This window comes from Williamsia herbipolensis (assembly GCF_000964005.1).
Taxonomy (GTDB): domain Bacteria; phylum Actinomycetota; class Actinomycetes; order Mycobacteriales; family Mycobacteriaceae; genus Williamsia_A; species Williamsia_A herbipolensis.
The window spans coordinates 13,235-37,761 of sequence record NZ_JXYP01000041.1; the positions used below are offsets into that span (position 1 = coordinate 13,235).

General features: G+C 69.5%; 25 protein-coding genes and 1 pseudogene. 14 read left to right on the forward strand and 12 right to left on the reverse strand.

Annotated features, from left to right (window positions below):
• Window positions 1–37: 37 nt before the first annotated feature.
• Both TU34_RS21075 and TU34_RS21080 read left to right on the forward strand, forming a co-directional pair.
• Window positions 38–499: an SdpI family protein gene (locus TU34_RS21075; RefSeq protein ID WP_052689141.1), complete on the forward strand. Its 462-nt coding sequence runs from the start codon at window positions 38–40 to the stop codon at window positions 497–499.
• 18 nt (window positions 500–517) lie between these two features.
• Complete coding sequence (locus TU34_RS21080; protein WP_238981423.1) at window positions 518–1,510, forward strand: bile acid:sodium symporter family protein; 993 nt, start codon at window positions 518–520, stop codon at window positions 1,508–1,510.
• On the opposite strand, the gene TU34_RS21085 is transcribed toward TU34_RS21080, so the two are convergent.
• Complete coding sequence (locus TU34_RS21085; protein ID WP_052689143.1) at window positions 1,461–2,861, reverse strand: serine hydrolase domain-containing protein; 1,401 nt, start codon at window positions 2,859–2,861, stop codon at window positions 1,461–1,463. The genes TU34_RS21080 and TU34_RS21085 overlap by 50 nt on opposite strands.
• A gap of 120 nt (window positions 2,862–2,981) precedes the next feature.
• On the opposite strand from TU34_RS21085, the gene TU34_RS21090 reads away from it, so the two are divergent.
• Window positions 2,982–3,614 carry a TetR/AcrR family transcriptional regulator gene (locus tag TU34_RS21090; protein ID WP_052689145.1) on the forward strand — a complete coding sequence of 211 codons (633 nt, stop codon included), beginning with the start codon at window positions 2,982–2,984 and terminating at the stop codon, window positions 3,612–3,614.
• On the opposite strand, the gene TU34_RS21095 is transcribed toward TU34_RS21090, so the two are convergent.
• Window positions 3,603–4,244 carry a TetR/AcrR family transcriptional regulator gene (locus TU34_RS21095; RefSeq protein ID WP_045824894.1) on the reverse strand — a complete coding sequence of 214 codons (642 nt, stop codon included), beginning with the start codon at window positions 4,242–4,244 and terminating at the stop codon, window positions 3,603–3,605. The genes TU34_RS21090 and TU34_RS21095 overlap by 12 nt on opposite strands.
• A 107-nt stretch (window positions 4,245–4,351) precedes the next feature.
• Between TU34_RS21095 and TU34_RS21100 the strand changes: the two genes are divergently transcribed.
• Window positions 4,352–5,017, forward strand: a complete 666-nt coding sequence (locus tag TU34_RS21100; RefSeq protein ID WP_045824895.1) for a peroxiredoxin-like family protein — start codon at window positions 4,352–4,354, stop codon at window positions 5,015–5,017.
• A gap of 16 nt (window positions 5,018–5,033) precedes the next feature.
• Here TU34_RS21100 and TU34_RS21105 read toward each other — a convergent pair whose 3' ends face one another.
• The 3 genes from TU34_RS21105 to TU34_RS21115 all read right to left on the reverse strand — a co-directional run bounded on the left by TU34_RS21105 (window position 5,034) and on the right by TU34_RS21115 (window position 7,214).
• On the reverse strand, window positions 5,034–5,756 hold the full coding sequence (locus TU34_RS21105; RefSeq protein ID WP_045824896.1) for a DsbA family protein: 723 nt from the start codon (window positions 5,754–5,756) through the stop codon (window positions 5,034–5,036).
• A 33-nt stretch (window positions 5,757–5,789) separates the two neighbouring features.
• Window positions 5,790–6,506, reverse strand: a complete 717-nt coding sequence (locus tag TU34_RS21110; RefSeq protein ID WP_045824897.1) for a TVP38/TMEM64 family protein — start codon at window positions 6,504–6,506, stop codon at window positions 5,790–5,792.
• A 108-nt stretch (window positions 6,507–6,614) separates the two neighbouring features.
• Window positions 6,615–7,214: a TetR/AcrR family transcriptional regulator gene (locus TU34_RS21115; protein ID WP_045824898.1), complete on the reverse strand. Its 600-nt coding sequence runs from the start codon at window positions 7,212–7,214 to the stop codon at window positions 6,615–6,617.
• Between the two features lie 102 nt (window positions 7,215–7,316).
• Between TU34_RS21115 and TU34_RS21120 the strand changes: the two genes are divergently transcribed.
• The 6 genes from TU34_RS21120 to TU34_RS21145 all read left to right on the forward strand — a co-directional run bounded on the left by TU34_RS21120 (window position 7,317) and on the right by TU34_RS21145 (window position 13,912).
• A complete protein-coding gene (locus tag TU34_RS21120; protein WP_045824899.1) occupies window positions 7,317–8,510 on the forward strand; it encodes a hypothetical protein in 1,194 nt (397 codons plus the stop codon).
• Window positions 8,511–8,588: 78 nt separating this feature from the next.
• Window positions 8,589–10,040 (forward strand): amino acid permease, encoded by a 1,452-nt coding sequence (locus TU34_RS21125; RefSeq protein WP_082080498.1) that lies wholly within the window; start codon window positions 8,589–8,591, stop codon window positions 10,038–10,040.
• Window positions 10,037–11,143, forward strand: a complete 1,107-nt coding sequence (locus TU34_RS21130) for an alpha-hydroxy acid oxidase (protein ID WP_052689147.1) — start codon at window positions 10,037–10,039, stop codon at window positions 11,141–11,143. Before TU34_RS21125 ends, TU34_RS21130 begins: the two co-directional genes overlap by 4 nt.
• Complete coding sequence (locus tag TU34_RS21135; protein WP_045824900.1) at window positions 11,140–11,544, forward strand: RidA family protein; 405 nt, start codon at window positions 11,140–11,142, stop codon at window positions 11,542–11,544. The genes TU34_RS21130 and TU34_RS21135 overlap by 4 nt, the downstream gene beginning before the upstream one ends.
• Complete coding sequence (locus TU34_RS21140; RefSeq protein ID WP_045824901.1) at window positions 11,541–12,566, forward strand: hypothetical protein; 1,026 nt, start codon at window positions 11,541–11,543, stop codon at window positions 12,564–12,566. Before TU34_RS21135 ends, TU34_RS21140 begins: the two co-directional genes overlap by 4 nt.
• Complete coding sequence (locus TU34_RS21145) at window positions 12,563–13,912, forward strand: FAD-binding oxidoreductase (protein WP_045824902.1); 1,350 nt, start codon at window positions 12,563–12,565, stop codon at window positions 13,910–13,912. Before TU34_RS21140 ends, TU34_RS21145 begins: the two co-directional genes overlap by 4 nt.
• A 1-nt stretch (window position 13,913) precedes the next feature.
• Here the strand turns inward: TU34_RS21145 and TU34_RS21150 are convergent, their stop codons facing one another.
• Both TU34_RS21150 and TU34_RS21155 read right to left on the reverse strand, forming a co-directional pair.
• Complete coding sequence (locus tag TU34_RS21150; protein ID WP_045824957.1) at window positions 13,914–14,345, reverse strand: nuclear transport factor 2 family protein; 432 nt, start codon at window positions 14,343–14,345, stop codon at window positions 13,914–13,916.
• A 49-nt stretch (window positions 14,346–14,394) separates the two neighbouring features.
• Window positions 14,395–14,955, reverse strand: a complete 561-nt coding sequence (locus TU34_RS21155; protein ID WP_045824903.1) for a hypothetical protein — start codon at window positions 14,953–14,955, stop codon at window positions 14,395–14,397.
• Window positions 14,956–15,062: 107 nt separating this feature from the next.
• On the opposite strand from TU34_RS21155, the gene TU34_RS21160 reads away from it, so the two are divergent.
• Both TU34_RS21160 and TU34_RS21165 read left to right on the forward strand, forming a co-directional pair.
• Window positions 15,063–15,605 carry a hypothetical protein gene (locus TU34_RS21160; protein WP_045824904.1) on the forward strand — a complete coding sequence of 181 codons (543 nt, stop codon included), beginning with the start codon at window positions 15,063–15,065 and terminating at the stop codon, window positions 15,603–15,605.
• 105 nt (window positions 15,606–15,710) lie between these two features.
• On the forward strand, window positions 15,711–16,559 hold the full coding sequence (locus TU34_RS21165; RefSeq protein ID WP_150116649.1) for a hypothetical protein: 849 nt from the start codon (window positions 15,711–15,713) through the stop codon (window positions 16,557–16,559).
• Window positions 16,560–16,589: 30 nt separating this feature from the next.
• Here the strand turns inward: TU34_RS21165 and TU34_RS21170 are convergent, their stop codons facing one another.
• Together TU34_RS21170 and TU34_RS21175 are read right to left on the reverse strand one after the other, a co-directional pair.
• Entirely contained in the window at window positions 16,590–17,504 is a 915-nt protein-coding gene (locus TU34_RS21170; RefSeq protein ID WP_045824906.1) for a ketopantoate reductase family protein, read from the reverse strand.
• 5 nt (window positions 17,505–17,509) lie between these two features.
• On the reverse strand, window positions 17,510–18,172 hold the full coding sequence (locus TU34_RS21175) for a YqgE/AlgH family protein (RefSeq protein WP_082080499.1): 663 nt from the start codon (window positions 18,170–18,172) through the stop codon (window positions 17,510–17,512).
• A gap of 150 nt (window positions 18,173–18,322) precedes the next feature.
• Between TU34_RS21175 and TU34_RS21180 the strand changes: the two genes are divergently transcribed.
• A complete protein-coding gene (locus TU34_RS21180) occupies window positions 18,323–19,729 on the forward strand; it encodes an MFS transporter (RefSeq protein ID WP_065973670.1) in 1,407 nt (468 codons plus the stop codon).
• Here the strand turns inward: TU34_RS21180 and TU34_RS23255 are convergent.
• Entirely contained in the window at window positions 19,615–20,355 is a 741-nt protein-coding gene (locus TU34_RS23255) for a hypothetical protein (protein ID WP_338063023.1), read from the reverse strand. The two genes, TU34_RS21180 and TU34_RS23255, sit on opposite strands and share 115 nt — an antisense overlap.
• Window positions 20,356–20,489: 134 nt before the next feature.
• On the opposite strand from TU34_RS23255, the gene TU34_RS21195 reads away from it, so the two are divergent.
• Window positions 20,490–21,581: an aminotransferase class V-fold PLP-dependent enzyme gene (locus tag TU34_RS21195; RefSeq protein WP_045824909.1), complete on the forward strand. Its 1,092-nt coding sequence runs from the start codon at window positions 20,490–20,492 to the stop codon at window positions 21,579–21,581.
• Window positions 21,582–21,606: 25 nt separating this feature from the next.
• Here TU34_RS21195 and TU34_RS21200 read toward each other — a convergent pair whose 3' ends face one another.
• Both TU34_RS21200 and TU34_RS21205 read right to left on the reverse strand, forming a co-directional pair.
• Complete coding sequence (locus TU34_RS21200; RefSeq protein ID WP_045824910.1) at window positions 21,607–23,334, reverse strand: chloride channel protein; 1,728 nt, start codon at window positions 23,332–23,334, stop codon at window positions 21,607–21,609.
• 112 nt (window positions 23,335–23,446) lie between these two features.
• A pseudogene (locus TU34_RS21205) lies at window positions 23,447–24,481 on the reverse strand (metallophosphoesterase); the annotation flags it as partial.
• Between the last annotated feature and the right edge of the window lie 46 nt (window positions 24,482–24,527).

Here is a 24,527-nt window from a genome sequence, read left to right on the forward strand (position 1 = left end):
GCGGTCGGGGGCGGTAGGTGCTCGTAGAATCGACACCGTGAACGCAGCTGCCCTGACCATCGCCGTGGTCGATGCCGTCCTGGCGGTCGTCTTCGTCACGTCCGGGGTTCTCGGCGTGACCCGGCGCCTGCCGCGCAACCGGTTCGTGGGTATCCGCACGCCGGTCACCCTGCGCACCGACGAGACATTCGCCGCGGCGCACGCCGTCGCCGGACCGGGACTCATCGGTGGGGGAGTCATCCTCGCCCTCGGCGCGGTGCTCGGCCTGGGCGCCGGCAGCGTCACCGGCCTGGTGTTCGCGCTGGTCGCGCTGGTGGCGGCGCTGGTCATCCTGGGCGCGGCGAGTTCCTACGGACTGCGCGCGGCCGCGCGGGTGCCCGACTGGGACGAGGAGTCGTCGTCGTGCGGGACCTCCGGCGGATGCGGCAGCTGCGTGCTGCAGGGCTCCTGCGCCCCGGCCGCGGCCGCCTCCGCCGACGCCTCGGCACACACCTCCTGACGCGCCGGGTAACCCATCGTGCTCGCACGTCTGCACATCGACGGCTTCATCCTGGCGATCCTCGCCGCGGTCGCGATCGCCTCGATCCTCCCCGCCGGTGGTGGCTTCGCCGACGTGATGTCGTGGGTGGTGGTGGCCGCGATCGCGCTCCTGTTCTTCCTCTACGGCGCGCGTATGCATCCGCGCGAGGCACTGGCCGGACTCACCCACTGGCGCCTGCACCTCACGATCCTGGCGTTCACCTTCGTGTTGTTCCCGCTGATCGGGCTCGCGCTGCGACCGATCGCTCCGCACGTACTCGGTGACGACCTGTACACCGGTGTGCTGTTCCTGTGTCTCGTGCCGTCGACGGTGCAGTCGTCGATCGCGTTCACCTCCATCGCCCGGGGCAACGTGGCCGGCGCGATCGTGAGCGCGTCGGCGTCGAATCTCCTCGGCGTCGTCCTCACACCGCTGCTCGTGGTGGCGCTCATCTCGACCACCGGCGGCGTCAGCATCTCGCCCGGATCGTTCCTGACCATCGTCCTCGAGATCCTCGTGCCGTTCATCGTCGGTCAGCTCGCGCGCCCGGTCATCGGATCGTGGCTCACCGCACACGCCAAGCCGACGAAGCTCGTCGACCGCGGGTCGATCGTGCTGGTCGTCTACGTCGCGTTCAGCGAGGGCATGCAGCAGCACATCTGGTCGACGGTGCAGTGGTGGCAGGTGCTGGTGCTGATCGCGGGATCGGTCGCGTTGGTGGGCTTCCTGCTGTGGCTCACCTCGCGGGTAGCGCGCCTGATGCGCTTCGACCGTGCCGACGAGATCGCGATCCAGTTCTGCGGCACCAAGAAGAGTCTCGCCACCGGCCTGCCCATTGCCGCCGTGCTGTTCTCCGACTCGCAGGTGGGCCTGATCGTGCTGCCGCTGTTGGTGTTCCACCAGGTGCAGCTCATGATGTGCGCCTGGTGGGCGGGGCGGCTCAGTCGCGAGCCGCAGCGCGAGGACGCACCCGCACCCACTGCCACGTAATCCATCCGGGGCGTCTACGCCCGACCAGGGTCGCAGCCAGGGCTGCCCACGACACTGCGGTCGCGACGAGACCGACCGCCGCGTCCGGCGCCCAGATCCACAGCTGTCGCGCTGACGCTCCGAGGAGCCAGGGTCCCATCACCACGGCCGCGACGACACCGAGCGATGCGACGGCGCAGGCGATGCGGATCCCGCGGCGACGAACGCGACGCCACGCGAGAACCGTGGCCAGCAGTCCGATTCCCACCGCAGCCGCCAGAGCCCATGGCAGCAGCCCGAGCGCGGCGTCGCCGGACCCGGGCTCACGTCGCTGTCCGTCGGTGATGGCGAGGAGATCACCGGCCACAGCAGCGAGGGCCGGGGCGCGAGCCTCGCTGTACGCATTCGCGAGCACGACGACACCGTTCCCGTCGGACCTGAGCATCACGTGCGCGAAGTAGCCGGGCGTCGCCCCCGTGTGGTGCACCACCCGGCGTCCGTCGGAATCAGCGACACGCCAACCGAACCCGTACCGGTCGTCGCCCGACCGAACACGCGGACGATGGAGGTCGGCCAGCATCGTGGCATCGAGAACGTCGGGAGCTCGTCCCATCTGCGCCTGCGCGTAGACGACCATGTCCTCGATCGTCGACGCGATGTAGCCGTACGGCGCTCCTGATTCGTCGAAGCCGGGGTCGTACCGGACCGGCTGCCCCCACCAGAACCGATGTCCTGCAGGCAGATCGCGGACATCGGCCGACGCGGCCGATGTGTGTGCCATGCCGAGCGGATCCAGCAGATCCGAGCGCAGGACGTCGGCATACGGTCGACCGGTGACCTTCTCGATCAGGGCACCGAGCATCAGGTAGTTGGCGTCGCTGTATCGGTAGACCCCGGGGCGACCCGAACGGTGTAGATCCCGCGCTGCACGGTCGATCGCGCCGGCGGAGTTGTCGAACCGCTCCGACACGGCCAATCCATCGGACGCCGTGAAACCGGCGGTGTGCGTGAGCAACTGTTCTGTCGTCGCGTCAGCGGCCGCCGACCACGGCAGGTGATCACCGACGCGGTCGGACCACCGCAACAATCCCGCCCGTACCTGCTTCGCCACGATTGCCGCGGTCATCGACTTGGCCACCGACCCGATGAGGAAGGGCGTTCGCGCATCGACGGCGCGCCCTTCTCCGTCGTACCCGCGGAAGTGGTGGACAGGCGGCGCCTCGCCGTCGATGACGGCAACGGCCATACCCGGGATCGACTGCTCGTCGGCCACGCGATCGAGGTAGGTGTCGACGCGCGATCCGACATCGTCGGCCGGTCTGCCTGATGCAGTTGCCAGCGTACCGACGCACAGCGCGAGGAGGACGGCCACGACAAGTGTTCGGAGGCAGCTCGATCGGCGCGACGGTCCGACATTCTCAATATGACCGTATTGCATGGGAGCAATACAAGCATATTGGTTTCGCGCCGTCCACGCGGATAGGGTCGAGGCATGGCAGCGACCGAACATCGAGACGCGCGTCGAGCGCAGATCGTCACGGGCGTCCGGGCCGTCGCACGTGCGCAGGGCATCGGGAACGTCACCGTCGCACGAACCGCGGACGCCGCGGGCGTGTCCGTCGGCATGGTGCAGCACTACTACCGCACCAAGGAGGATCTCCTCATCGACGCGTTCCGCGCCGTGCACGAGAGCGTTCTCGACCGGGTCGACCACCAGATCGCGCTGTCGGAGCGACGCGGGGCGCGTATCGAGCAGATGCTCGTCGACGGCCTGGCGCAGCTACTGCCGCTCTCACCCACGCGACGCGACGAGGTGTACCTCACGCACGCCTTCGCCGGCCTGTCCCTCGAGGACGCCACCATCCGTACCCACCTCGACGACGCACGCGACGAGATACTCCGGCGGGTGAGCGCAGCGCTGGAGAACGGTCAGATGTGCGGTGAGGTGGATGCCGATCTGGATTGCGCTGCTGCGGCGTTCACCGTCGTCGCACTCGTCGACGGACTCGCCGCAAAGCTCCTTCCCGACGCCGACACAACCGAGCGGTCATGGGCGGTCGACGCCCTCACCGACGCGGTCGCCCGCCTGTGTCCGGGGGAGTGCCACCACGGACTAGGCGACTGACTGCGCCGCGAGAAGCTCGGCGTGACGCACGACGGCGTCGAGTGACGCCTCCAACGGTGTTGTGCTGCGCTGGATCTGGGCCATGAGCAGCCCGCCCTGCAGCGCTGCGAGAGTCGACATGGCGAGGGCCGAGGTGTCGGCGCGGTCGTCGAACACCCCACGCGCACGCATCGACTCGTAGCCGCGGCGAATCGCCCGCTCCCATCGCCCGAGGGCTCGTGCGACGCCGGCACGCGCGTCGACGTCGACCTCGGCGACCTGGACACCCAGTGATCCCAACGGGCATCCGCCCGAGCACCCGCCGAGGCGCTGGTAGTCGACGATCCACGCGCACCACCGCCGGAGTGCGTCGATCGAGTCGATATCGGCGAACATCGACTCGTGTGCGCCGACGATGGTTTCGTCCTGATGCTCGATGACCGCGTGCACGAGCGCGTCCTTGTCGGCGAAGTAGTGATAGATCTGCGAACTGCTGACGCCGGCGCGCGCCCGGACGTCCTCCATCGTGGTGCCCGCGACGCCGGTGTCGAGCATCAGCTCGGCTGCCGCGGTGACGATGCGCGCCCGGGTCTCGCGACCCCTGACCGTGAGCGGTCTCCCGGTGTGCGTGCGCTGAGTGTCGACGGTCATCGATCCACCCTAGAGTTTCTGGATTGGACAGTCCACTTTTGTTTCGACAGTCTGGTGTCACCGAGGCGGCGTGCCCCGGGATCGGACACACCAGTGAAGGAATCACGATGACCACATCGCAGGATTCGATGACCCAGCAGCTGACCGCGACCCTCGAGGGTTCGCTCACCCAACTCCCCGCCGAGGTGAGCGCGGCATTCGCCGCCGACCGGGACGGGCTCGACGCGGCCGGCACGCCCGCCGGGGTGGCCGCGGTCGGGAGCACCGTCGCCGACGTCGAGCTCATCACCGCCCAGGGTGCCACCACTCGTCTGCACAGCGAGATCAGCGGGCGCCCCGCTGTTCTCGTGTTCTACCGCGGCGCCTGGTGCCCCTACTGCAACGTGGCACTCGGCGCCTACCAGCGCGAACTGGTGCCCGCGCTCGCCGACCGTGGCGCGACCCTGATCGCCATCAGCCCCCAGAAGCCCGACGGCTCGCTCAGCGCGCAGGAGTCGAACGAGCTGACCTTCACGGTGTTGTCGGATCCCGGCAACGCGCTCGCGGGCCACCTCGGGATCATCGCGCCCAACAACCCCGACGCCATCGCGGCGCAGAAGCAGCTCGGCCTCGACGTCACCGAGCACAACGCCGACGGCACCGCCGATCTGCCGTTCCCGACCGTCGTCGTTCTCGACGCGGACGGCACGATCGCGTTCATCGACGTGCACCCGAACTACACGACCCGCACCGAGACCGCCGACATCCTCGCCGCGGTCGACGCGCTCGGCTGAGCCGGACGGGGGCTCGTCAGCGCTTCTGGCGGCGCGAGCCCCCGTGCCAGTCCTCCGTGGCGCCGGCCTCGTCCTCGGAGACGCCGAGCCCGCGCAGTTGCGGCATCTCCCGCAGGCTGCGCTTGAGTTCGGCGAATCCGGGGAACCGTGCGAGACCGACGACGTGGTCCCACAACTCGGCGGCCTCCGACGGATCGGGCAGGCGACTGATCACCGGCCCGAAGAACGCGACACCCTCCGGCGGCCGGAAGTGGATGATCGGCGTCCCGACGTCCTTACCGGTGAGGGCGAGGGCCTCGTCGGTCTCGGCCTGGATCTCCGCGTCGCGACCGGCGTCGTCGAGGGCGTCGAGATGCGCGTCGGACATACCGAGCTCGTCGAGGATCGGGGCGAGGAACTCGCGTGTGCCGCGGTGCGCGGGATCCTCGTCCGGTACCGGATCGGAGTCGAAGATGTGGTCACCCAGCGTCGCGTACAGCGCTGTGACACCTTCGCGGCCGTACTGCTCGCGCACCGATGACGCCGCGCGGAGCAGGCGCAGACCCGCGGTGTGTCCCGCCTCGTACTCGGGCGGGAAGTGGGCGTCGTAGTCGATGTGGGAGTTGAGGAGTCGCAGCGAGATGAAGCGCCACTCGACGGAGTAGTCGCGTTCGCGCTGGACCATGCGTACCCATTTGCTGGTCATCCAGGCGAACGGGCACACCGGGTCGAAGTAGAAGTTGATGTCGGCGGTGGTCATGCTTTCCAGACAAGCACATCCCGCCGGTCGAGGTCAGTACCCGAGGACGCCGTCGACCGGTTCTCCCGCGGCACCGTCGGGCAACGGCTCGGGGTGACGCAGGCGCCGTGCGGCCACACCGGAGACGATCGCGATGACCGCGACCGCGGCCAGCGCGCCGACGAACGGCCACGACAGGGGAGAGGTTCCGTACGCGCCGACAGCGGTGTACCCGATCGCCGACGGGAGAATGCCCACGACGGTGCCGATGAGGTAGTCGCGTCCCCGGATCGCGCTGAGGCCGGCGGCGTAGTTGACGACGGCGAACGGGAACGGGATGAGGCGGATCAGCACCATCGCGATGAGTCCACGACGCCGCAGGATCGCGTCGATCGATGCGATGCGTTCCCATCCGAGTCGGGCCACACCGTCGCGCCCGAGCCATCGGGCGAGCAGGAACCCCAACCATGCACCGATGGTCGCCGCGACCATCACCACGATCGTGCCCTCGAGGAGCCCGAAGAGCAGTCCACTCGCGATGGTGAGAGCGCTCGCGGGAAACGGTGTGAGCGACACCGCGATGTAGATGAGGACGAACAGCACGAGGCCCCAGGCTCCGGCCGAGTCGACACGGTCACGCAGGGGTTGCGGATCGGGGATGTCGACGGTCACCGCGACGACGACAGCGGCGACCACGATCGCGACGAGGAGAGCAGCCTTCCAACGATGGCTGAATCGGCTGCTCGAGCCGATCGGCACGGTGTCGTCCACATCTCTCCCCGGGGTCGATGTTCAGCGTAGTGCCCGATTCGCTGCTCGCTTGCGCCGAACCCGCGGTCACAACGGCCCGACGGGCGGGGACGAGGGCCCGACCAGCGGTCAGGTGATGCGGAGCGCACCTCGGGCGGCCCGTCCGAGGTGCTCGACGATCTGCTCGGCAGTCCAGCCGTGGTGGTGCTCGAGGTCGTAGACCACCCGCTCGTCGAAGATCGTGATCCACAGCAGCACCGCGACGCGCCGGTCACCCGCCGGCATGTGCCCGGCGTCGACCAACGCCTGCAGGACCGCATCCAACGCCGAGTACAGCGCGACGATCGACGGATCCCCGTTGTCGAGACGCTCGATGAACCCCTCGTGGCTGCGGATGTGGCGGACCGCTGGGCCCCACGTCTGCGCCTGCGCGATCCACTCACGGCAGTGCGTCTCGAAACGCCGCACCGGATCGAGGTCGACATCGATGTCGCGCAACGCCTCCACCAACTCGCCCGCAGCACGGGCGTAGTAGGCGTGCAACGCATCTGACGGTGCGGGGAAGTGCCGGTAGGCGGTGGCGACGCCGAGTCCGGCCTCACTGGCGAGCTCCGGGATCGAGAAATCGACGCGCCCTTCCCGGAGCAACCGCTCCACCGCGTCGGTGAGCGCGACACGGCTGCGCACCGCATCGCTCCGGGTGTGGGTCCGCTGCTGTGCGCCGTCCATGGTTCCGATTGTATCCGAGAAGTTCTTCCCAATTCGCGAATCATCCGCTACGGTTGCTGCCTAAGTGACAAGAACTTCCCAGTTAGCGATCGGAGGCGAGCCATGCGAACCCTGCTCCCCGGTGCGCTGCTGGTCCTCGTGATGGCGCAGCCGAACATGGCGACCGGCATGATGCCGCTCTACCGCTCGAGCTGGGATCTGCGCCCGATCCTCATCACGGTCATCTTCGCCGCCTACCTCATCGCACTGGTCCCGGCACTCGCGACCATCGGGAGGCCGCGGGCGCGCACCGGATGGTGGTGGCGCATCGCCGCCGGCTGCACCGCGAGCGTCGTCGCCGACGTGGTGATGGCCTTGGCCGAGTCGGCCCCGATCGCCTGCGCCGCTCGTGTCGCCGCGGGGATCTCGGTGGGGCTGGTCACCGGGTCGGTGGCCGGCTTGATCCTCGAGCGACTCGGCGAGCGGGGACGCACCGCCATGGCGACGGCGACCGTCCTCGGGTCCGCGATCGGGACGATGGCCGCCGCCGGCTTCGCCGAGTACCTCCCCGCGCCGCGCGTCACGGTCTACCTGGTCCACGCGGTACTTCTCGCGATCCTGGCCGCAGCGGTCTGCGCCGACCGAGCCCGCGTCGTCGCCCCCTCTGCGCGATCCACCGTCGCGGCCACGAGCAGCCCGGCCGACGCATCACGTCCCCGCATCCCCGAACGCCCGCTGGTCGGCTACCTCTGCGGTGTATCCGCGTGGGTGTCGGCGGGGCTCGTCGTCGCCCTGCTCCCCAGCTACGGCGCCGAGCTGCTCTCCACCCGCAACCTGACACTGTTGGCGCTGCCGGTCACCATCTACCTGGTCAGCGCCTGGCTCGCACAGCGCGCCGTCCGCCCGACCGCACTGCTCGCCCATCCCCTGATGGCACAGGCGATCATCATCGTCGGCGTGGCCGTCACCGCGCTGGTTCCGGTCGTTCCCAGCCTCGCGGTCCTGGTCGTGGGTGGAGTGGTGGCGGGAGTCGGACAGGGCCTGTCCTACCGCTCGGGTCTCCACATCGTCAGTGCAGCAACGGAACCGGGAGACCACGCCAGGGCTGCGTCGCGATATGCAGCGGTCGCCTACCTGTTCGCCGCCATCGCCACCGTCGGGTTCGGTGTCGTGGCCACCACGGCGTCGATGTCGACCGCCGTCCTCACCGCCGCGGCTCTGCTCACCCTGATCCTCGCCATCGCCGCGGTCACCCGCGCACGCCACACCACCACATCGGCATCGTCGCCGGAACGCGTCTCCGAAGCTCTCGTCTGATCCGTCCACACCCGCAACGGATTCCCTCTGCAGTGCCGCAGTCGGATCCGGCGCACCGTCATATCTCGAGGAGCCGACATGGCCACCACCTTTCGCCCGCAAGTCCGCTCACTGCGCCGACGGACACCGACCGTGCCGACCTCCGAACCCGACGGTGAACGCGTCCTGCACCGCAGGCTCGGTCGACTCGACCTCATCGCCATGGGTGTCGGCGCCATCGTCGGAGCCGGGATCTTCGTCACCACCGGCGTCGCGGCGGCCACGAAGGCGGGCCCGGCGATCATGATCTCGTTCGTGCTCGCCGGGGTGATCTGTGTGCTCGTCGCGCTCTGCTACAGCGAACTCGCATCGATGACGCCGATGTCGGGGAGCGCGTACACCTACACGTACCAGTCGATGGGCGAGCAGTCGGCGTTCCTGGTGGGCTGGAATCTGCTGTTGGAGCTGGTGGTTGCCGGTTCAGCGGTGGCAATCGGGTGGTCGGGGTTGTTCACGGCCACGCTGCACAGCCTGTTCGACGTCACCCTGCCCACCGCGATCACCGCCGGGCCCGGCGCCGGTGGCGTCGTCAACCTCCCGGCTGTGCTGATCATCGGGGCCATCGTCGCGGTACTCGTACTCGATGTGAAACTGACTGCTGCGGTGGTCAAGTCGCTGGTGGCGCTCACCATCGCGGTACTCGTGTTGGTCGTCATCATCGGCGCACCGCACGTGCACACCTCGAACTGGGCACCGTTCGCGCCGTTCGGGGCACACGGCATCGCCGCGGGCGCCGCACTGGCGTTCTTCGCCTACCTCGGCTTCGACATCGTCGCCACCTCGGCCGAGGAGACCAAGAACCCCGGTCGTGACATGCCCTGGGGCATCATCGGTTCCGTCGTGATCGCGACCGTGCTCTACGTCGGCGTGTCCGCTGTGCTGACCGGTGTCGCACCGTATCCGTCGCTGAACAACGAGGCGCCCGTCGCCACCGCGCTGGCGGCCGTCGGCGCCGGATGGATCGGGAAGGTCATCCTGGTCGCCTCGGTCATCGCGCTCACCAAGGGGTTGCTGATGCTGTTCTACGGTCAGACTCGGTTGGTGTTCGCGATGTGTCGCGACGGGATGCTGCCGCGGGCGTTGTCGGTGACGACGCGCCGCGGAGCCCCGAAGCGTCTGGGCATCGCGCTGGGCATCGTCGGTGCGGTGATCGCCGGGCTGCTGCCCATCGACACCGTCGCCGAACTGGTGAACATCGGTGCGCTGTTCGCCTTCGCGGTGGTCGCGATCGGCGTGATGATCCTGCGGTACACCGCACCCGAGCGGGCGCGCAGCTTCCGTGTCCCGCTCATGCCGCTGGTCCCCGTCCTCGCCATCGCGGGGTGTGTCTGGCTGCTGACCACCCTCGAGGCACTGACCTGGATCCGCTTCGCGGTCTGGACCGCCGTCGGCATCGCCGTCTACGTCGGCTACAGCCATCGCCATTCGGTCGCGGGCCGCACCGACGACGCCACCGAGGTCACCACAGACACCCCGGGAGTCCCCGCATGACCAACACGATGTACTCCACCACAGTCGATTTCGGGAGCCTGGACGAGATCCGCGATGCGGCGCTCGCCGTACTGCCCGCCGATGTCGCCGACTTCCTCGAGGGCGGCGCCGGTACCGAGTCCACGTTGCGCCGCAACCGGTCTGCGTTCGAGCGGTACGCCATCCTCCCGGAGCCGATGAGCGGCGTCGGCGATCCGTCCATCGCCACCGAGATCCTCGGGATCGGGATCGACCTGCCCGTCCTCACCGCACCGTTCGGCGGCGACGCACTGTTCCATCCCGACGGACACCGCGCCGTGGCCACCGCCGCCGCGGACGCGGGGACCGTCGACATCGTCCCCGAGGCCGGCAGCTTTTCCTACACGCAGGTGCGGAAGGACGCCCCGCGGGCCGCCCGCATCGCGCAGTTGCATCCCTTCACGCATGCCGCGCGCGTGGCCGATCTGATCGCCGACGCCGGCTACGACGCGATCTGCGTGACCGTCGACTGCCCCATGGGCGGGTTCCGCACCCGCAACATGCGCAATCGGTTCTCGCCGGACCTGCTCGCCTTCAGCGGCAATGTCGTGGTCGCGGACGGCCCGGGCGAAGCAGGCGACGGTCCGCGGGTGGCCGAGGTCATGGGGCAGCTGATGGGCAGCGGCGAGAGTGCCTGGAGCTGGGGGGATCTGGCGGCGGCCGCTCGCGACTTCCAATTGCCGTGGATCGCGAAGGGAATCCTCACCCCCACGGCCGCCCACCGAGCACTCGCCGCCGGCGCATCCGCGCTGGTGGTGTCGAACCACGGTGGACGGCAGGTGGACCCCGCCCCCGCCAGCCTCGACGTCCTGCCCGCCATCCGGGCAGCCGTCGGACCCGACGTCCCCGTCCTCGTCGACAGCGGGATCCGTACCGGCGCCGACGTCTTCGTCGCACTGGCCCTCGGTGCCGATGCCGTGATCATCGGTCGCGCGGCGATCTACGGGCTGGCCGCGGCCGGACAGGCCGGTGTGCACCGGGTGTTGACGCTGATCGCCGAGGAACTGCGGGTCCTGATGACGCTCTCGGGCGTCGCGACCGTCGCCGACATCACCGCCGACCGCCTGATGGAGGTGCGGTCATGACCACCGACACCGCTTCGTCGGCACCGGTTTTCCCGAAGGCCGTCCGCCACGGCGACACCGTGTACACCTCGGGACTGGCCGCCGTCGACCCGTCGACCCTGACCCCCACCAGCTACGACTTCGACGCGCAGTGCGCCGACGTCCTCGCCCAGCTGGACACCGCGCTCACCGACAGCGGCAGCAGCCGCTTCGACGTCGTCAAGCTGGACTGTTTCCTCGCCGAGCGCACCCATTTCCCCGCCTGGAACCAGGCGTTCGCCACATTCTTCCTCGGCAGCGTCGCCGGAAGTACCGGTGCGGGCATCCCTGCCCGCACCACCACTATCACCACGCTGCCCATCGACGGGTTGCTCATCGAGATCCACGCCATCGCACGCACCTCGAAGGAGACCACATCATGACCATCACCACGCCCATCACCGACACCGCCACGTCCGGAACACAGTCACCCGCCGTCACCCTCCGAGACGTCATCGAGGGCCAGACCGCCGGCCATCTGATCGTCGCAGCCGACGACTACGACTGGTGGACAACGCTGCTCGCGGACACTCCGATCCAGCCGACCTCGGCGATCGAGAACGTCGTCGCCGACGGACTGATCCGCGCCGGACTGCTCGCCGGCTCACCGGCAGGCATCCTGCTGACCGACGCCGGCCGAGAGGTCGCCCACAATCGTGGCTTCGTGCGCGTCGCCGTCCGCGGCTGGGAACCGACGTTCCGACAGCTGTCGGCACAGCGCGGCGCCGACCACATCCCCGCGGCCACCGAGCCCGGCGATGTCGCTCGCGGCTGTACCGACATCGCCCGACGACGCCCGGAGATCCTCGGCGGTGTCGGAGGTGCGATCGCGGCGGGAACCCCCGGGATCACGATCGACCTCGGATGCGCCGATGCCGGGCGGATCGCACTGCTGTCGCAGATCGCCACCGAGGAGACGTTCATCGGAGTCGACATCGAGGACGGTGTGATCGCCGACGCGACCGCCGAGATGGGATCGCGTGGGCTGTCGGACCGAGTGCGCCTGCTCGCGGGCTCGGTGCAACCCGGTGCCGAGATGCCCGCCTGGCTCGACCACGTGGATCGTGAGGCGGTGACCACGGCCATGTCGTTCTTCCTGCTGCACCAGTTGGCCAGCGACGGTGGCGGGATCGCGCCCGTGCTCGCGGGGTGGATGGAATGGTTCCCCAACCTGACCCGGCTGGTGATCGGCGACGGCATCCGACTCACCGCGCCGCGATGGACGGGGCAACCGTGGTTCTCACCGACCTACGAGATCTACCACGCGATCACCGGCGTCCAACTGTGGAGCGACGCCGAGTACGAGACGGCGTTCGCCGACCTCGGATGGACTCTCACACAACGGCACTCCGACCACACCATGCTCGTGACCAGCATCCTCGAGCGGTCCACCGATTCCCGATGACCGCCACGTTCGCCGACGCCCTGCCGGGCAAGATCGACACCCGCGCCGCGGTTCTCGATGGGTTCACCCGCGACGAGACCGGTCGCGGTGGTCGCCCGCCACGGGCGGTGGTGCACGCCCACACACTCGACGACGTCGTCGAGTGTGTGCGGTGGTGCTCTGCGACACGGACACCGGTCATCACCGTCGGCGCGGGGACCAGCCTCGAGGGGCACCTGCTCGCCCGCGGCGACGAGGTGATGTTGGATCTGTCGGCGATGACGGCCATCACGCGGGTGTCGCCGTTCGACTTCACCGCGGTCGTCGAGCCCGGCGTGACACGGACACAGCTCGATGCGGCGTTGACGCCACACGGTCTGCACTTCCCGGTCGATCCGGGCGCCGACGCCACCCTCGGCGGGATGGCGGCGACCAACGCGAGCGGCACGACCTCGGTGCGCTACGGCGCCATGCGACCCAATATCGCTGCGCTGCAGGTGGTCTTCGCCGACGGCACCGTCCATCGCCTCGGCCGCCCGGTCGCCAAGACCAGTAGCGGATACGACCTGAAAGACCTCCTCATCGGGTCGGCGGGCACACTCGGGGTGATCACCGGGCTGACGGTTCGCTGCCATCCCGTCCCCGATGCGATGGCGTCACTGCGCCTGCAGTTCGACAGCATCTCCGACGCCGTGTCCGCTGCGGTCGCCATGCTGTCGAGCGCTGTCGCGGTGACGCGTCTCGAGCTCGTCGACGCCGCGAGCATCGCGGCCATCAACCGCTACCGACAGACCCGCTACCCCGAGCGACCCACCCTGTTCGTCGACGCCGCCGGGCCCACGCGGGCCGTGCTCGACGACGTGACCGCGCTCGTCGCCGAACTGGCGAGCGAGTGCGGATGCACCGGCATCGACATCGCTCGGACCGCGACGGAGCAAACGGCGCTGTGGGAGAACAGACATCATCTGTTCTTCGCCATCAAGGCGGCGCATCCCGGACATCGGTTCCTCGTCACCGACACCGCCGTACCGTTGTCCGAGATCGCAGGCGCGGTCGACGCGGCGCACCGCTGTGCGGCGCAACTGGGCGTCGGGATCACCGTCGCCGGCCATATCGGTGACGGCAACGTCCACGTCGTCATCCCGTACAGCGGCGAGACCTACTGCCGCGCTCGTGCGTTCTCCGACCGGATGGTCGAGTACGCGCTGTCGGTCGGGGGCACGGCCAGCGGTGAGCACGGCATCGGGCTGAGCAAGAAGCGGTATCTGGCGGCCGAGCACGGTGGCGCCGTCGATGTGATGCGGGCGGTGAAGTCGGCGCTCGACCCACTCGGGATCCTCAACCCCGGCAGGATCTTCAACCTCTGACTCATTCCAGCACGATGTCGTGACCCGGACCGCGCTCGTCGTCGGGTCGGCGCCCGAAGTACCGACGGTCGGGCTCCGCGATGGGCACGTCGTTGATGCTGGCCTCGCGCCGTCGCATCAGTCCGTTCTCGTCGAACTCCCAGAGCTCGTTGCCGTAGCTGCGGAACCATGCCCCGTCGGCGTCGTGCCACTCGTACTGGAACCGCACCGCCATCCGGTTCTCCCGGAAGCCCCACAGGCTCTTGCGTAGGACGTAGTCGAGTTCGCGTTCCCACTTCGCGGTCAGGAACTCCACGATCGCGGGACGCCCGGTCAGGAAGGTGTCGCGGTTGCGCCACACCGAGTCCGGCGTGTACGCCAGACTCACCTTTTCCGGATCGCGGGTGTTCCAGGCGTCCTCGGCGGCCTGGACCTTGGCGATGGCGGTGTCCATCGTGAACGGGGGGAGCGGCGGACGGGGCTCGGGTGCGGTCACGTGCCCATCATCTCCCGTCGGCGATGGGTTGGGCGCGGCGAACCTGATCGGCGGCACGGGACGGATCGAGCTCCACCGAGCACCGGATGACGGCGGTGCCGAGACGTAGGACGCCGTCGCTGAGCGGCTGCGCGCGCAGACCGCCGCGTCCGATCAGCGCCTTGCGGGATCCCTCGCCGGCCATGGTGTCCATCCACGAACACGGGTGCGCGGGCCGTCCTCCCCAAAACCGCACCGGGCCGTCACCGGTGTCGATCTCGAACTCCTCGCCGCGCAGGGGATCGAGCTCGAGTCCGCGCACCATCACGTTGCGGCGGGCGACCACGGGGTCGGCGGTCCCGGCGGCGGCCTCCCACGCCTCGAGCGCCAGGAAGGTCACCGCCGCCTCGGTGTGCGCCCGCACCCCGAAGAACCGGTCCCCGCGGATGCCCTTGTCGGCGGCGATCTCCACATGGCCGGGAAGCGTGGTGGGTACATTCTCGGCCGGACCGTCCTTGGCGCGTCCGAAGTAGGCGTGCCCCGGTGACACCAGCAGCGTCACCACCTCGAAGCGGTATTCGCGATCCATACCCTCCACGCTGGCACACTGATAGATGTGACGGCATCCGGAGACGTGCGGAGCCGCGCATCGGGCGAGTGTCTCCTCGGCCTGCCCCGCGGCGGGTTCGACCCGGGGTGAGCGGCACCGGCATCGCGCGAGGTCACCGCGACCGAGACCGCACGCTGTCATCGGGACCGCCCCTGCCGGGGACTGCGGGCGAGGCCCGGGTTCGGGAACTGAGCAGTCGGTGGTTGTTCGGTCTGTTCTCCACGCTGCTGGCGGTGTCGCTGATCCTGCATCAGCTGTGGTGGGACGGCCTCGAGACCGACTCCCTGCACGCCGTGGTCGTCCTCGCCGCGCTGTGGTTGCTCGTGCGGCCGACGTCGGTCGTCCGGTTCGCGATGATGCTGGCCGCCGAGGTCGTCGCGGTGGTCGGTGACCTGCCCTACGTCGGCGACCACACGCTCGTCGTGTTCGTGTCCGGCCTCGCGGTCCTCTTCCTCCTGGGCTGGACCCTCCTCCGGAGCCGACGCCTGCCCGCGGCCGGAGAGTTGTACGACACCATCGCGCCGTTCCTCCGGGTGCAGCTGATCATCGTCTACGCGGCCGCGGCGCTGTCGAAGCTGAACACCGACTTCCTCGACCCGCAGACCAGCTGCGCCGGTCCGATGTCATAGAAGATCATCTGGTTCGACCCCACACTGATCGGCGGGACATGGCGGATCACGCCGTCGATCTGGGCGACCGTCGCGATCGAGATCGCGCTGCCGATCCTGCTCGCTGTGCCCCGGACGCGCGTGGTCGGACTCGTTCTCGGGTCTGCGTTCCATGTGGTGCTCGCGCTCGCGGGCAACGTCCCGTTCTCGGCGTTGGCGCTCGCGCTCTACGTCGCATTCCTGCCGATGCACACCGTCCCGGCCCTGCACTCCGTCCTGCTCCGACACAGACGATTTCGGTCGGTGACACGTTCCGTCGCCACACCCATCGCGTCGCTGGTGCTCTTCGTCGTCGGGGTGGGTCTCTGGCTCGGCGCCGCACAGGTCTTCGGCCGCGACCCGTGGTCGTGGTCCGATGGATTGGGCGGCCTCGCCCGACTCGCCATCGTCGTCATGGTCGGTCTCGCCGGCTTCGCGTTCGTGATCGGTCGACGCCGCGGTGGCACCGCCGAGTACGCCCGCCCGCGATCGGGGCGGCGGCTCGGCCACCCGATCCTCGTCGTGGCCGTCGCGCTGCTGCTCGCAAACGCCGCGTGCCCCTACCTGGGACTGCGATCGGAGAGCACCTTCACCATGTTCAGCAACCTGCGCACCGAGCAGGGCGCCTGGAACCACGTGCTGATCCCGGATTCGGTGCGCGTCTTCGGGTTCCAGGATCGGCTGGTCACCGTGGTCGCGACCGACGATCCCGCGCTGGCCGCCCGGACGAGTTCGGGCACCGAGCTCACCCGGTTCGAGCTCAACCGCTACCTGCGATCACACCCTCGCGCGGAGGTCACGTGGTCGGAGGCGGGGACGGATGGTGCCGTCACCCGATCGCGTGGGCCCACCGCGACGGCGCCGGGACAGACGCTCGCCGAGAAACTGGTGCATTTCAAGGACGTACGACCGCGCGACGACGGTGACTGCGGGTGACTCGCTCGAGACACGGGGCCACGCGTCGGGTCACCGCCGACTGCGGTAGAGCGACAGGTTGACCGACGCCGCGGTCAGCAGGGGCACCGACACCGCCAGCCGGTCGGCGCGGCGGACCAGATCGGTGATCACACTGTCGGATTCGACGTCACGGCCGGCAACCATGTCGCGGTAGAGCGACGCGGTGAACGGAGAGCCCTCGGCGACCAGCCGTGTACGGGCTCCGTCGATGACCTGCGGGCGGACCGTGACGCCGGATGCCGCAGCGACCGAAGCGCATTCGTCGATCACCGCGCGGGCGACCGAGGGGCCGTGGTCGGTGGCGGTGATGTCACCGACCGTGGCCTGCAGCAGCGTCGTGAGGGCCGCCGCCGACGCGAGGAAGATCCACTTGTCCCACATGTCGGTGACGATGTCGGCCGAGCACACGGTGTCGAAGCCCGCCCCGGACAACGTCGCATCGACGGTCTCGATGCGTGTCGACCGCCCGCCCGCGGGTTCGCCGTAGCGCATGAACCGATCGGGACCGAGTAGGTCGATCGATCCGTCGGGACGGAGTTGGCTCGCGACGACGGCGACCCCACCCAGGACGGCCTCGCCGAACGCGTCGCGGAGCCGGTCGAGGTGACGCATCCCGTTGAGCAGGGGCAGCACCACGGTGTCGCCGGTGACAGCAGGCGTGATGTCGACGATGGCGGCGTCGAGCGCCTGTTCCTTGACCGTGACGAGCACCAGGTCCCATGAGGTGTCGGCCAGTCGATCAGCCGTGACGGTCGGGACCCGCGTGACCGTCGACGTGTCGCCGTCGTGCACCACCAGTCCGTCGGCGGCAAGCGCCTCGGCGCGGGCGGGGCGGACGAGGAAGGTGACATCGCGACCGGCGTCGAGGAGAAGCGCCCCGAAGAACCCGCCGACCGCGCCGGCCCCGACGACGAGTGTGCGCACGCCCGTCAGTTCCGGCCGACGTCGATGGGATGGCTCGCGAGGAGGGGGAGCGGCCACGGCTGACGACGCAGCACGTCGGCGAAGACATCGGACCCGGCCGGAGCGATCAGGTCACCCGGCAGCGCCGAGGCGACCAACCACGAATCGTGGCGGAGCTCGTCGTCGAGTTGGCCGATCCCCCAGCCCGAGTAGCCGGCGAACACACGGATGCCCTCGAGGACCTCGGTGAGGTACTCGGGTTCGGCGTCGAGGTCGACGAGCACGACGCGACCGTCGACCGGCCGCACCCCGACGACGGTGTCGACATCGACGCCACGCCGCACCACACCCAGGCACAGCGCGGAGTCCTGTTTGACCGGACCACCGATGAACACCGCGGGCGGCGCCGCAGCCATGTCGGTCCAGCGCGGCAGGAGGTTGTGGACGGCGGTCTGACTCATCCGGTTGACCACCACCCCGAGGCTGCCCGCGTCGTTGTGTTCGACGATGTAGATGACCGACCGCCGGAACGTCGGTTCGGTCAGGGTGGTCGCCGCGATCAACAGGCTGCCCGCGCGAATTCGCCCTGCCTCCACGGTGTCCCAGCTCGCGTCGAAACCCTCACCGACCGCGTCGTGTTCGCGCGAACCCTCACCGGGAACGTCCTCGGGGTCATCTGACCTGGCCACGACTCCATCATGGCACGCGCGGCCGTCGGGGGCGGTCGGCTCGCACGTCCCGGGCGATCTCGGAGTTCGTCGGTTCCGCGCCGGCGATCGTCAGGATTCTCACAGCTCGTGGCCCCGCACCCCGGCGGCGCGGTTTGTACTCTCGGTCGAGTGAGCTTTCTGCGCGCCTTCCACGGCCGCCCCGGACTGGGGCGGTTGCTGGCCGTGCGCCTGAGCAGCCAGGTGACCGACGGGCTGTTCCAGGCCGCGCTCGGCGGCGCGATCCTGTTCAACCCCGAGCGGCACGCCGACCCGTTGGCCGTCGCCGGTGGGCTCGCGGTCCTGCTGCTCCCGTATTCGGTGATCGGGCCCTTCGCCGGTGCACTCCTCGATCACTGGGATCGGCGGACGGTACTCATCTGGGCCAACATCGCGCGCGCCTTCCTCATCGGCGCGGTGGCGGCGTCGATCGCGGTCGGCGCCCCCGACACCGTCGTGTTGATCGCCGCGCTCGTGGTGACCGGGGCCAGTCGGTTCGTGGCCAGCGGTCTGTCCGCCGCACTACCGCATGTGGTCGACCGCGAGGCCCTCGTCGGCATGAACGCCTTTTTCACCACCATCGGCTCGGGTGCTCTCGCCGTCGGTGCCGGGCTCGCCATCGGGCTGCGGGCGGTCTTCGGATCCGACAACTCCGGCAGCGCCGCCACCACCCTGGGCGCGGTGGTGATCGCGCTGCTCGGCGCCTTCCTGGCCGTCGGCTTCGCACACCTCGCCCTCGGTCCCGACCATCCCGACACCGAGGGCGCCCCGGTCAGCGCCGCGCACCCGCGCGGTCCGGCGATGCGCGCGGTGGCCGTGGGACTGATCCACGGTGCGCGCGCGGTCGCCCGGGCACGCGGGGTGTCGGGTGCGTTGACGGCGATCGGTGCGCACCGGCTGGTGTTCGGTCTGAACACGTTGATGCTGCTGGTCCTCACGCGGCACTCCACCCTCGGCGGCGGCATCGCCGGCGTCGGTCTCGTCGCGGCGATGACCGCGATCGGCATGTTCTTCGCCGCCATCCTCACTCCCATCTCGGTGGCGCGGTGGGGTCGACGCACCACGCTGTACGTGGCGTTGTCGGTCGGTGTGGTCGCCGAACTGACCCTGCTGACGTTCAACGGCATCGTGATCTGTGCCGCGGCGCTGGTGCTGGGGTTGATCGGGCAGATGGCCAAGTTGTGCGGCGACGCGGCCATGCAGATGGACACCGACGACGCCGTCCGGGGCCAGGTGTTCTCGTTCCAGGACGCGATCTTCAACGTCGCCTACGTGGCCGCGGTGACCGTGGCGGCGTTGGTGATCGCCGACAACGGGCACTCACCCGGACTGCCCGCCGCCGGCGCGGTGATCTACCTCGTCGCACTCGTCGCCGTCCGGGCCGTCTACTCGCCACGGCGCCGGTTCGCCGATGATCCCGCAGCTCACCGTGCCGCCGCCGAGTCGGCAGCGGGGCCCTCGAACCCGGACTGTCCGCGCAGCGCCCAGGTGTCGGCGACACCGTCGGCGTCGGCGTCGATCACCACCCCGTCGAACTGACGGTCTCCGTCGAGATCGATCAGCACCCGTACCGGCTGCGGGTCGTCGGAGCCCGCGAACACCAGTCCGACCGTCGAGCGGCCGGACGCATCCGGGTCGACGATCCGGTCGTCGGAACGACCGTCCCCGTCGAGATCGCGACGATCATCGGGCGCGGCCTCGGCCGCCTCGGGCTCCGGTGCCTCGACCGAGGCGGGCGGGGTCGACGGTACGGCCGCCTCGGTCGGCGGAGCGGTCGGTCCGGCCCCGACGTGGGCGTCGTGGACCCGGTGGTCCCACAGACCGCGACCGGTGTCGGAGTAGAACCGATCGGGATCGTCGCCGCCGACGTCGAGGGCCGCGAGATCCACACGACCGTCCCCGTCGGAATCCCACATCGCGTCGTCGCGGAGGCCGTCACCGTCGAAGTCGACGGTGACCGCGTCGGGCACGCCGTCGCCGGACAGGTCCCGGTCGGCCGGTGACGACCACTCGGTCGCGGCACCGTCGCCCGTCCCGAACGAGTAGGTGAGCAGGGGATGCACGTGCTGCGCCGACGCATCCGCACCGTGGGCCGTGGGATCGGTCGGGTCGTCGAACGCGAGATCGTCTGCAGTGAGATGGTCTGGGGCGCCGAGGAAGTCCATGGCGCTATGACGTTCGTGGCCCGCCGCCGGTTCCACTGTTCACGGGAAGCCGTCGGTTCCGGCCGAGACGGGCCCGCCGATCGCCTCGGTCCCGACGGGTAGCGTGACACTCGCTTCGTCGGCGAAAGGCCCTCATGTACATCAGCGAACTGGGCGAGATGTGGCATCGCGCCCGCGTGGAGCCGCGCACGGTGCATCTGGACTCCGCGGCGGCGTCACGATCCTCGAACGCCGTCATCGAGGCAGTGACCGCGCATCTGTGGCGCGAGTCCGAACGCGGCGCCTACATCGCCGCCGAGGAGGCCGCCGACCAGGTGGCGCGGTGCCGCCGTGACATCGCGGCGATGGTCGGCCACGACGCCGACGAACTCGCGTTCCGCGAGAGCGCTCTCGCGGCGTTGCGCGCGCTGCTCACCTACTGGAACCTGCCGATGTCGGCCACGGTGTGGGTCTGCCCCAACGAGTACGGCCCAAACCTCGACCAGTTCGAGCGACGCGGGTACGCGGTCCACACGATGCCGTCCACCGACGTGTACGGCCGGGTCGATCTCGACGCCCTCGAGAACATGCTGCAGTTCGAACAACCCGACGTCATCCACGTCTGCCATGTCGGGTCGCACAGCGGGATCGTGCAGCCGGCGGCGAAGATCGTCGAGTTGGCGCATCGCGCGGGTGTCCCGGTGGTCGTCGACGCCGCGCAGGCCCTCGGCCAGGTCGACTGTGTGACCGGTGCCGACATCGTCTACGGCACCAGCCGCAAGTGGATCGCCGGTCCGCGCGGCGTCGGATTCCTCGCCGTACGCGCCGATTCGCTGCGGCCGGTCGAGATCGAGAGCTCCGAGGCGTTCATCGCCGGCCGTATCGGCCTGGGTGTGGCCGTGCAGGAGTTGGCCAGCTTCGGTCTCGAGCGAGTGCGCCGCGAACTGGCGGCCATCGGAAGACACACACGCGAACGACTCCACGGCGTGGGCAGCTGGGAACTGCTCGAACCCATCGACGAGCCGTCGGCGATCGTCACCCTGGCACCGCCGCCGGGGTGGGGACCCGGTGATGTCGCCGGAGCACGAGAACGACTGCGCTCCTTGGGGATTCTGACCACCTGCGCCGAATCGTGGCGGGCGCCGCTGTTCACCGAACAGTCCGTGCTGCGGATCAGTCCGCATCTCGACGTACAGCGCGAGCACCTCGACACCCTCGCCACCGAGCTACGGGGCATGGGCTACTGACACGCGCCTGCCGGCGGGATCGGTCTCAGCGGGATCGCAACGTCGTCAACACATCCCGGTGGGTGATCCAGCCGACGACACGATCGTGATCGGCGTCGAGCACCGGTAGTCCGGTACCCGCATAGTCGACCATGGCCTCCAGCGCCTCGTCGAGCGTGCTGTCGGCGGTGACGGCCTCCGGTAGCTCGGCGATCTGCGCGACGGTGACCGCACGCGCGGAGGGGAGCTGCATCGCCTCGGCGATGCCCCGCGCACTCACGCACCCGCGGTAGAGACCTCCCTCATCGACCACCGGGACCAGGGATCGGTCGGAATCGGCGAGGATTCCGGCCGCGGCCTCGAGATCGGTGTCGTCGGGAACGGGATCAGGCGCCGGTCCGACCGCACGCCCGATGGTCTGTCCCTCGAACGGGTCGGGGTGGACCGCCTTGTCGATGTCGATACCGCGCCGCAACAGCTTTCGCGTGTAGATGGTGTCCTTCGAGATGAGCTGACTCACCCCGGCCGACATCGCCACGGCCAGCATCAGCGGCAGGATGATGCTGTACTCGCCGGTCAGCTCGAACAGGATGATCACGGCGGTGATGGGAGCCCGCGTGGCCCCACCGAGCGCCGCGCCCATGGCCACCAGGCCGTAAGCCCCTGCGCTGACCACGATCCCGGGCGCGATGTCGTGTCCGACGGCCCCGAACGCGCTGCCCGCCATCGCCCCGATGAACAGCGTCGGCGCGAACACACCGCCGGAACCGCCGATGCCGATGGTGAGGCTGGTGGCCGCGATCTTCGCGACCAGCAACAGCAGGAGGAACCCGATGACGTACTTGCCCTCCACGGCGTTCTGGAGGATCGGGTAGCCGACGCCGTACATCTGCGGGACCGCCAACAGCACGGCCCCGAGCACGAGCCCGCCCACCGCCGGCCGTGCCCACTCCGGCCACCGCCACACCCAGTCACAGAGATCCTCCACCAGGTAGAGCACCTTCGAGAACAGCACACCGACGGCGCCGACGACCACGCCGAGCACGATGTAGAGCCCGTACTCGGCCGGGTTGTGCACGGTGAACGCGGGCAGCGACAGGAACGGGTCGTCACCCAGCACCGCGCGGGCGAGCAGGCTCGCCGTCACGCTCGAGAGGACCACCGCACCAAAGGATTCCGCGGCGAAGTCCCGGAGGATCAGTTCGAGCGCGAAGAACGGACCGGCCAGGGGAGCGTTGAACGTGGCGGAGATTCCGCCGGCGGCACCGCACGCGACGAGCACCTTGAGGCGGTCGGAGTCGACGCGCGTCCACTGGCCGAGGCCGGAGCCGATGGCCGAACCGATCTGGACGATGGGTCCCTCCCGGCCCACCGATCCACCGCCGCCGATGCACAGGGCGGAGGCGAGCGCTTTCACCAACGCCACCCGCGGGGCGATCCGCCCGCCGCGTTGGGCCACGGCGTACATCACCTCGGGGACACCGTGTCCTTTCGCCTCGGGGGCGAAACGGTAGACGAGCGGTCCGTAGACGGCACCCGCGATCATCGGCGCCAGGAGCAGGAACCACATCCCCAGACCCGGGAAATCCGGGCTGCCGACGCGGCCCGCGTCAGAGAAATCGTCGGTCCCGGTGAACAGCCAGGTGATCGAGGTGATGAGCCACCGGAATGCCACGCTGCCCAGACCGGTACCGAGACCGATGACGACCGCGAGCGGGACGAGCGCGGCGCGTTCGGTCCGGAACCATCGGCTCAGCGACATCGGGATCGTCATCACGTCGTAGCCGACAATTCGGACAGCACAACAGGTTCGGCGATGTCACCATGGCGCGATTCCATCGTCCGAACGTATCGCTCCGACGCACCTGCCCCGCGCCGACCCGGTGTCAGGCCGGTGTCAGCTCCAGCATCGAGATCTCCGGCGGAGCACCCACGCGCACCGGCGGACCCCACGCACCAGCTCCGCGCGTCGTGTAGATCGTCGTGTCGCCGATGGTGTCGAGGCCCTCGACCGTGGGCTGCTGCAGCGGCACGAGATACCGCAGCGGCCAGATCTGCCCGGCGTGCGTGTGACCCGACACCTGCATGTCGACATCGGCGGCCGACGCCTCGCGCGCCTGCAGGGGCTGATGGGCGAGGAGCAGGACGAAGCGGTTCGGGTCGCGTCCGGCGAGTGCGGCGGCGAGGTCGGGTTCGTAGGGGCGCGGCGCGGTCGCGTCGTTGATGCCGGCGACGTCGATCTGCGCACCGTCGCGCGTCACCGTGGTCCGCTCGTTGCGGAGGACGGTGACCTCCAACGTCTCCCACAGGTCGAGCCAGCGTCCGCCGTCGTCGGCGTAGAACTCGTGGTTGCCGCTCACGGCGAACACACCGAGTGGCGCGGAGAGGTCACGCAGCGGCGTGAGGTCACCCCCGACGTGCTCGACGGTCCCGTCGACGAGGTCGCCGCCGAGGACCACCATGTCCGGACACAGGCTGTTGATGCGATCGACCACCTCGCGGACGAAACCCACCCCGCGCGACGGTCCGGCGTGCAGATCCGACACCAGCGCCACCGACGTGCCGGCGAAGCCCGCCGGTAGGCGGTCGAGGGCGACCGTCGTCCGGGTGACGCGCGGATGCGCCGCCTCGACCAGGCCGTAGGCGACGGTCGCCACCGATGCAACCACCACCACGGCCGAGCCGATGCGGTTGGCGCGCAACCGCATCGACGTGCTGTCACCTGTGCGGCCGATGTGTACGAGTCGCACGCCCAGAGTGACGACACCGAGGACGACGGTGCCGAGCAGCAGATAGAGCACGACCGCCATCCACGTCCATCCCGCGAAGGCGGGCCACTGAGACCACGCCGGGTCGAACACCGAACCGGAGCCGAACCCGATCAGCGCGAGGGCTCCAGCGACCACGAGGACCACGTCGACGACCCGTACCGTGAGACCGAGCGTTCAAACCATGAGCACTTCTCCG